The 1,116-nt window shown below is 72.0% G+C and carries 1 protein-coding gene; it reads right to left on the bottom strand.

Features of this window, described 5'->3' with window-relative positions; genetic code table 11:
* Positions 1-994: IS481 family transposase (locus tag ACA361_RS42255; protein ID WP_375020791.1), on the bottom strand; the 994-nt coding region annotated here is incomplete at its 3' end.
* Positions 995-1,116 lie beyond the last annotated feature (122 nt).

Genomic DNA, 1,116 nt, shown 5'->3' with positions numbered 1-1,116 from the left:
TGTTCTGTCCCGTGAGGTTGGGAACGCGGCTGGCGGGTGGTTGTCCGCCGAGTGCGGTGTGGCCGCGGTGGTGATTGTAGGTGTGCAGCCATCGCGGTAGCGCCCGGCGGCGTTGGGTCTCGGAGGCGTAGGGCTGGTGATAGGCCCATTCGTCGAGCAGGGTGCGGTTGTAGCGTTCGACCTTGCCGTTGGTCTGCGGCCGGTAGGGGCGGGTGCGCTTATGGACGACGCCGGCCGCGGCCAGGGTGTCGCGCCACAGCCGCGAGCGGTAACACGATCCGTTGTCGGTCAGCACCCGGGCGACGGTGATCCCGGCGTCGTTGAAGAACGCCTGCGCCCGGTTCCAGAACGCAGCGGCCGTCTCTTTGGTCTCGTCGGGAAGGATTTCGGTGTAGGCCAGGCGGGAGTGGTCGTCGACGGCGTTGTGCAGGTAGCCGTATCCGAGGTTGGGGTGGCTGGAGGTCTTGCGGGGCCGGGCGGGGTCGCGGTGGGCGCTGGAGTTGCGGCCGCCGGCGGCGCGGCCGTGCACCTTGTGGCCGCCGCCGTCGGGGATGTTGCCGAGTTTCTTGATGTCGACGTGGACCAGGTCGCCGGGCGCCGGGTGTTCGTAGCGGCGGACGGGCCGGCCGGTGGCGCGGTCCAGGTGCCGCAGGCGGGCCAGGCCGTGCCGGGTCAGGACCCGGTGCACGGTGGCCGGGTTGAGGCCGAGCAGGTAGGCGATGCGGGCCGGTCCCCACCGGCGCAGCACCCGCACCTTGATGATGCGGCGCTCGGTGCGGGCCGGGGTCCGGCGCGGGCTGTGGTGCGGGCGGCTGGACCGGTCGGCCATCCCGGCCTCGCCCAGCTGCCGGTAGCGGGCGGCCCACCGCCGGGCCGTGGCGGGTGAGACCTGGAATCGCTCGGCGGCCCGCCGCAGCGGCCACCCGTCCTCGACCACGCAACGGGCCAGGCGCAGGCGTCCGGTCTCGGTCAGCGGGGCGTTACGGTGGGGCATGAGGGCCTCCTGGCGATCGGCGTAGATGTCGCAATCCACACCGAACCCGGAGGCCCTCCCTCACTTCAAGATCATCCGACCGTGTCCACCGCGTTCGCAACCTCCCGGGTCAGTACAGCTAG

Source organism: Actinomadura sp. 21ATH (assembly GCF_041951345.1).
GTDB lineage: Bacteria > Actinomycetota > Actinomycetes > Streptosporangiales > Streptosporangiaceae > Spirillospora.
Note: the sequence above shows the minus strand (reverse complement) of the source record. Positions and strands in the feature narration are given on the sequence as shown.